This window comes from Actinoplanes sp. NPDC049118 (assembly GCF_040648555.1).
Classification (GTDB): domain Bacteria; phylum Actinomycetota; class Actinomycetes; order Mycobacteriales; family Micromonosporaceae; genus Actinoplanes.
This window is the reverse complement of record NZ_JBEZDY010000013.1, coordinates 128,251-135,000: the sequence shown is the minus strand read 5'-3', so window position 1 is coordinate 135,000 and position 6,750 is coordinate 128,251. Positions and strand designations below refer to the sequence as shown.

At 74.1% G+C, this 6,750-nt stretch carries 3 protein-coding genes; all 3 read right to left on the bottom strand.

Annotated elements, in window-relative coordinates; translation table 11 throughout:
- Positions 1–2,276: 2,276 nt before the first annotated feature.
- The 3 genes from AB0B58_RS21900 to AB0B58_RS21890 are packed head-to-tail and all read right to left on the bottom strand — an operon-like array spanning position 2,277 to position 6,647.
- A complete protein-coding gene (locus AB0B58_RS21900) occupies positions 2,277–3,434 on the bottom strand; it encodes an alanine racemase (RefSeq protein ID WP_360226303.1) in 1,158 nt (385 codons plus the stop codon).
- A complete protein-coding gene (locus AB0B58_RS21895; RefSeq protein ID WP_360226300.1) occupies positions 3,421–5,049 on the bottom strand; it encodes an IucA/IucC family protein in 1,629 nt (542 codons plus the stop codon). The genes AB0B58_RS21900 and AB0B58_RS21895 overlap by 14 nt, the downstream gene beginning before the upstream one ends.
- Positions 5,046–6,647 carry an IucA/IucC family protein gene (locus AB0B58_RS21890; RefSeq protein WP_360226297.1) on the bottom strand — a complete coding sequence of 534 codons (1,602 nt, stop codon included), beginning with the start codon at positions 6,645–6,647 and terminating at the stop codon, positions 5,046–5,048. The genes AB0B58_RS21895 and AB0B58_RS21890 overlap by 4 nt, the downstream gene beginning before the upstream one ends.
- Positions 6,648–6,750 lie beyond the last annotated feature (103 nt).

Sequence of the window (6,750 nt, the reverse complement as noted above, 5' to 3'; positions counted from 1 at the left end):
ACGACCGGGGGCGTGTCGCGGGCGGCGCGGCGGGATGTGTCCCGCCCGGGGGTGACCTCGGCTCGGTTCGGCATGGCGACCCGTCGCAGGTCCGCTGTCCGTCTGGCGGCCCTCGGACCTGGCGGTTGGTTTCGAGGTAGGTGTTCTGGGACTGGGCCGACCAAACTCGTCGAAACGGCTCCCGATCTGGCCGGAATGGAGTTCTACGCGACCCAGCTCATTGCCGGGGTCAAGGTCGGCGGCCCTTCTGGGCCGACGGTGGCGGGGTCGGGCACGCTGCGGCAGCGCCGTAGGCACGCCGCGGTAGCGCGGCGGATTCGCCCGCCCGAGGCCGCTCGATGCTGGATGATCCCCTGGCTCGTTCTGGGCGTGCTGTCCACAGGACCCTGCGATCGCGGGACCTGAGGGCTCGGCTCCGGGTAGGCCGCGGTCTGGGCCGACCGGCCGATCCGGGTAGGCACGGCCGTCTGGACGAGCTGACGAACCACGACGGCACCGGGCCGCCGGCCAGTCGGATGGGCGGTTGTCCGGGCCGACCGGCCGGGTCAGGTCCGCGAAGTCGTCGCCGGTGTCGGGGTGGGGGTTGGCGTGCGGTGGTGGTTGGGCTCCCGCTCATACCGCGATCACGCGCTGGGCTGCCGACCCGGCGAAACCGCCACGACGCCCGCGACGCGAGCCGCCCACTCGCACTTCCCGGCATCGTCCGACGACTTCGCCCGGGACCTGCGGACCCGGTCTGGGCAGGCGGCCCGTCCGGCCGTTGAGATCGCATGATCAACCGACCCGACCCGTGTTCGACGCTGACGACAAGCGCGTCAGTGCTGCCGTCTCCTCGCCGGTGCCGGGCGGCCCGGCCGTGTCGGGGACGGCGCGATGCTTTGACCACGTCGGGCGCCGACGAGTGTGGGTGTTGTTCGCGAATTCCGGGCTCCGACGCAAATTCCGGGAAAAGGGGCCGCAGCCAGCGCCGATAAAGGGCGCGCCTGCGCTCGACGTAGCCGATGATGTCGCTCGACGTAGCCGATGATTTTCACCCCGCGAGCCGCCCTTGAGAATGATTTCATCCATCGCTGAGCGATGGAGCAGCCGGCCCGATGATCGGCCCGCGAGATTCGGGCGTGATTGAGTCGGACCTCGTCGACCGCGGAGGGTACCTTCCTTCCTCGAATCGCTTGCCGGGTGATTTTGAGGCAGGCCTGCAAATTGTGTAGTGGTGGATTTCGGATTGGCAACGACTCGTCCGGAGTGATCTCGTTGCGGATCCGCGGTGGTTCGGTCGGCGCCTGGCTGCCGGCGTGGTTCGGGTGATACTTCCCGTGGTGTGATGCCCGTCGGAAAGGGCGTGCCGGGGCCGAGCCCGTCGGCTGATCCGGCTCCCGTCCGGCACGTTCGGGCTGCGGCCGACGTCTCTCGGCGGGTTTGATCTGGGCTGGCAGGTGAGGGCTGCTGTCGCGCGCCAGGTGAGAGGTTTTTCCTGGTGGAGCGGTTGCTCGGCGTGGCATTGCGAAGTGTCCCGGCCGGTCGGGGCGGTGCGGGGCGCGGTGTCCGCTCGACGCGGGCGGGTCCACTCGGCCGGGTCTGCGGCAGGGGGTGCCGGCTCTGCTCATCTGGGCCTGCGGCTGTGGCGTCGCTGGATCGGTGACGCGCGCGACGTAGCCGCTCGGCGTGGCGCCGCGACAGGCCCCATGCGCGGTGGCGTTCGTGGTCGCGGCGGAATTTGTCACGCTCGGGGGAGTGTCTGCGGGATGCGGTCCGGTCACGCATGGTGGCCAGTTCGGTGGCGCTGAACAATTGAAACTGCCGCATGTATTCATTATTCCGTTGCCCGGCGAGCATGGCCATTCCCGGCCAGCAATCGATCATGCCAATTTCCGGGAGCCTTAGAGTGTGGCTGCGTGACCAATTGCACATACCCGGTTAGATTGAGGGTGGCAGCGATGTCGCGCAGCGGATCCTTGGAGACGGCGGAGCGTCAGCGCGCGGCCAGCCGCCGCGAACGTGATTCGACGCCGCCGAAGCACCGATCCGCCGCCGGGCCCGCCGCTTGCGCGCGCTTCGCCCAGAACACCTGGCCGAGCCGCCCACAGGTCCGGGCGGTGCGAGAATGCACGGCACGGCACGGCACGGCACGGCACGGACAGCGGCAGTCCGGGCCGGGGAACTCGGCATTCAAGATCAAATCAGCGGGTCGTCGCGCCGTCCCGATTCTTCCCACGTCGAAGCTGGATCACCTGCCAGGCTGGTCCGTTCGCGAGGCGGGAATCAGCGCGTTCGTTTCAGAGCACGACGAACGCGGGAGGTGGGTGCCGCAGGAAGTCGTGGTGGGAGATGTCCCAGCCGTATGCGCCGGTGCGGCCGAAGACCAGCACGTCGCCGACCCGCAGGCGGGGCACGTGCCGGTCGCGGGTCAGGACGTCGCGTGGCGTGCACAGCTCGCCGACCGCGTCCACCGTGACGTCGTCGACCTGTGGGCGTTCCCAGGCGTACGGCCAGGTGGCGGTGGGCAGGACGGTGAACGGGTGGCTGTAGCCCCAGGCGGCGGGGAGCCGGAAGTGGTGGGTGCCGCCGCGCAGTACCGCGAACCAGCGGCCGTGTGTGTGCTTGAGGTCGAGGACCTCGGCGGCGTACCAGCCGGCGTCGGCGGCGAGGATGCGGCCGGGCTCGACGATCAGGTCGGCGCCGTCGGGCACGGCGAGGTCCGCCAGGCCCGCCCGGAGCGCGTCCAGGTCGATGGTGGCGTCGCCGAGGTAGTCGACGCCGAGGCCGCCGCCGACGTTGACCAGCCGCAGCGGCACGCCGTGGCGCCGGGCGGTGGCCGCCGACCAGTCGACGGCCTCGGCGATGAACCGGGCGTGCGCCGCGGCGTCGAGGTTGTTGGAGACGGCGTGCAGGTGGAAGCCGGTGATGCGCACGGATTCGAGTCGCAGGGCGAGGATCTCGGCCAGGGTCGTCTCGTCGACGCCGAACGGGGTGGGCGTGCCGGTCATGGCGTGGCTACCCGGCAGTGCCGGGCCGGCCCGGTTGACCCGTACGGCGGCCTCGGCTACGACGCCCGCGGCACGGGCGGCCCGGTCCAGGCGCCGTAGTTCGTGGCCGCTCTCGACGTTGACCTGCGCGCCCGCGGCGACCGCCGCGGCCAGTTCGGCGTCGGTCTTGGCGGGACCGCCGAAGACGATGCGCCGGGCGCCGGCGGCGACCGCCAGCTCCAGTTCGCCGCCGGAGGCGACCTCCAGGCCGTCGCAGACCCCGGCGAGGGTGCGTACGACGTCCGGGTGCCCGTTGGCCTTCACCGCGTACAGCAGGGTGGTGCCCTTGGGCAGCGCGGACCGGACCGCCGCCGCACGTCCCCGCAGCGCGGCCGTGTCGTAGACGTAGGCGCAGACCGGCCGGGGCTGGGCCCGCAGCGCGGCCTCGACGTGCTCAGGCGGGCGCATGCAGCGGATTCTCCACCGGCACGTACTCGTCGCCGGCGCCGGCGAGGCGCATCCGCACGAGGGCCTTGTGTGGCACGGTCGCGGCGGTGAACGCGGCGTGGTCCTCGGCGGCGGCCGGGCCGAGCCCGGCGTAGGCCTCGTCGACGACGGCACGGACCTGCCGCCAGGCGGCGTCCTCGTCCAGCCCGTGCGACTCGCCGAGCCGGATGATCACCTCACCCAGGTGGGCCTGGAAGGCCGTGTATCCGATCTTGGCGCGCAGGACGGCCGCGTCCGGGGTGCCGACGACCGAGCCGGGCCAGAGCGATACCTCGTGGCCGGCGGCGGCGAGCCGTCCGGGGTGCAGCCGCAGGCCGGCGAAGTCGCGCACGGCCAGCCGGTGCGGCACCCCGGCGACGAAGGTGGGCAGGCAGTTCTGCAGGTGCGCCTCCAGCGCGACCCCGCGCAGCGTCAGCCGCAGCAGCGGGGGCAGCAGCAGCCGGGCGTAGGCGTCCAGGAACGCGGCCGCGGCGGCGGCGTCGTCGCGCCGGCCGGTGGTGGCGGCGAACTCGGCGACGAGCCCGGCACCGGCGAACGGCAGCGCGCTGCCGGCCACGGCCCGCTCGCCGGGCTCCAGCCGGCCGGTGATCCCGTCGCGCACGATCGCGGACATGTCGCGGCCGGAGCCGACGGGCACGGCCGCGCCGGCGGTCTCGGCCAGCAGCAGCAGCCGGTCGCCGGCGGGGTCGTCGGCGACGAGGCGGTGCAGCAGGCCGGAGACGGCGGGACCGTTGCGGGTGCTGGCGACGCTGATGCTGCGCCGGGTCGAGGTGACCTGGATGTCGAGGGACACCTTGACGTACCGGCGGCTGCCGTCCGCGGCGACGGGCAGCAGCAGCGTCCGCAGCGCGGCCGTCGGTATCGCGGGGAGCACGCCGCCCTCGTCGCCCAGGATCCGCAGCGCGCCGTCGTCGATGAGGTCGCGGTAGCGCTCGGCCAGCACGGCGTCGCGCTGCCAGGCGTGCACCGGCTGCAGCCGGTAGCCGGGCGGCGGCTCGGGCAGCTGCGGGTACGCGGCCCGCAGCACCGCGCCGACGTCGTCGCCGAGGTGCACGTCGTCGCGCACGGCGACGAACCCGATCCGGGTGTGCCCGGCCTCGAGGTCGTGTGCGAGCACGTCGGAGGTGTCCCAGCCGAGCCGGGTACGCCCGCAGGGGTGCAGGTTGTGTCCCGCGACGGCCAGCCGCTCCCCGGCGATGACGGCGTGGTCGGGGTCGTCGGCCCGCACGTGCCGCCGGCGGGTCATGGCGATGGCGAGGTTGACGACGGCGTTGCGCAGCTCGGCGGAGAATCCGGCGGCGTTGCCGGTCAGCCCGGCGGGGAGCAGGTCGGCGGGGTCGCCGGCGCCGGACCGGTCGTACTCGACGCGCCGGAACGCGTGTACCCGGTCGCCGCGCCCGGCGGGCAGCAGCCCCTCCCGGACCAGCGCGCCGCGCAGCCGCCGCCCGACGGTGTCGGCCGCCTCCGGCAGGGCGGCGGTGAAGCCGTCGAGCAGGTCCGGTGCGTGCACGGCGAGGGCGGCGCCCGCGTTGTCGGCGGCGATGGCCAGCCGCCGGGTGGCAAGGCTGCGGGTCATGCCGGCGCCATCGGGTTGGCGACGTGGGTCCAGACGTCGTCGAGCGGGTCGTCGGCGAGCCGCATCGCGGTGGTGGCCTTGACCGGCAGCGGCGCCGTCAGCAGGTGCGCCGCGTCGGCCGTGCCGGTGCCGCTCAGGGCGGCGGCGACGCTGTCCCAGAGGCGGGCCGGGTCGGCGCCCTCGCGGGACAGGACGGCGATGAGCTCGGCGCAGACGGTGCCGAGGACGGCGGCGGCGAGTTTGGTGCGCAGCACTTCCGGGTCGTCGCTGGGCAAGTCGCCCTCCAGCGGTGGTACCTGCACGCCGTGCCGGGCCAGGCGCGCGGCGCTGACACGCACTCCGCCGAGGTCGCGGTAGACGATCCGCACCGGGATCCCGTCGTCGAGGACCAGCAGCGTGTTCTGCCCGTGTGCCTCCAGCGCGACCCCGCGCTCCAGGACGGCGACCAGCGGCGGCAGGAGCAGGTGGGCGAGGCCGTGCCACCACGCGTACGGGTCGTCGACCGCCTCGAGCAGCAGCGGGCGCCCGTCGCGGGGCGACGGCGCGGCCAGGACGGCGAGCGGGACGACCGTCTCGGCGGCACCCGCCCGGGGTGCCTCGCGGCGCAGGTGTGCGAGGTGCCGCTGCGGCTGCCCGTCGACGAGGACGGCGCCGGCGGCGGTCTCGCGCTGCACGGTGAGCGGCAGGTCGGTCGTGAGCAGCGCCAGCAGGGCGGAGAGCCGCGGTCCGTTGTGGACGGCGGCGGGCGAGACGGTACGCACCGCCGAGGTCATCTGCACGTCGACGGCGGTCTTGACGTGGTCACCGCCGCCGAGAGGTGCGACGGTCCGCAGCGACATGAGCGGCCGCACCGGCGGGGTCTCGCCGTCGTCGGCCAGCCAGGGATGGCGGTCCAGCAGGCGCCGCGCCTGCCACGGGTGTGCGTAGAGGACCGGCGGGCCGTCGCCGTGCCAGCGGTCCGCGGGGACCCGCAGGCGGCGCAGGCGGATGACGGGCCGGTGCTCCGGGCCGTAGGCGAGCACGTCGGCGACGCTCATGCCGCCGCGGGTGCGGCAGCAGGGGTGCGTCGGGTGGCCGCCGGGCACGAGTTGCTCGAGCCGTCCGAGCCCGTCCGGGTCGCCGGCGGCGCCGCGCAGGACGGGCCGGGTGGCCGGCGGTGGCGGGTCGGCGTGTGCGAGCGCGAGGTTCGCGACGCTGTTGTCGACCTCCGCGGCCAGGCGGGCGGTGTGCGGGCCGAGGGGGAGTGCCCGCAGCAGCGCCGCGGGGTCGTCGAATGTCTCGCCGTCACCCAGTTCCGCGGCGAGGCCGCGGGGTGCCGCGGCGAACGGTGCCGCGGCCACGGCCGGTGCGGTCAGGACGCGGCCGTCGGCCAGGGTGACGCGCAGTGAGCCGTCGCGATGTTCGCGGTGGGTGACGCCGGGGAGCGGCTCGCGGTCCAGCGCCCCCAGCACGCGGGCGAGGACGGCCGCCCGCGCCGCCGGCAGCTCCGCCTCGTAGCTCTCCACCCATTCAGGACGGAGTACGCGCAGTTCGTCCCGGGTCTGCCCGGTTCCGGCGGTGTGCCCGGTCGGCATGGGGATGGTCGGCGGTGTGGGCACGCCTGTCATTGTCCGGCAGGCCGGTCCTCGATCACCGGCCACCCCGCCCATCAACATCCTAGGACGCCTTACAGGTTGTGCGGCCGGCCACGGGCCGCACAAC

Bases quoted from the DNA above. Each gene is read 5' to 3' on its own strand.
- AB0B58_RS21900 (WP_360226303.1), bottom strand. From the start codon at position 3,434: ATGCGCCCGCCTGAGCACGTCGAGGCCGCGCTGCGGGCCCAGCCCCGG.
- AB0B58_RS21895 (WP_360226300.1), bottom strand. From the start codon at position 5,049: ATGACCCGCAGCCTTGCCACCCGGCGGCTGGCCATCGCCGCCGACAAC.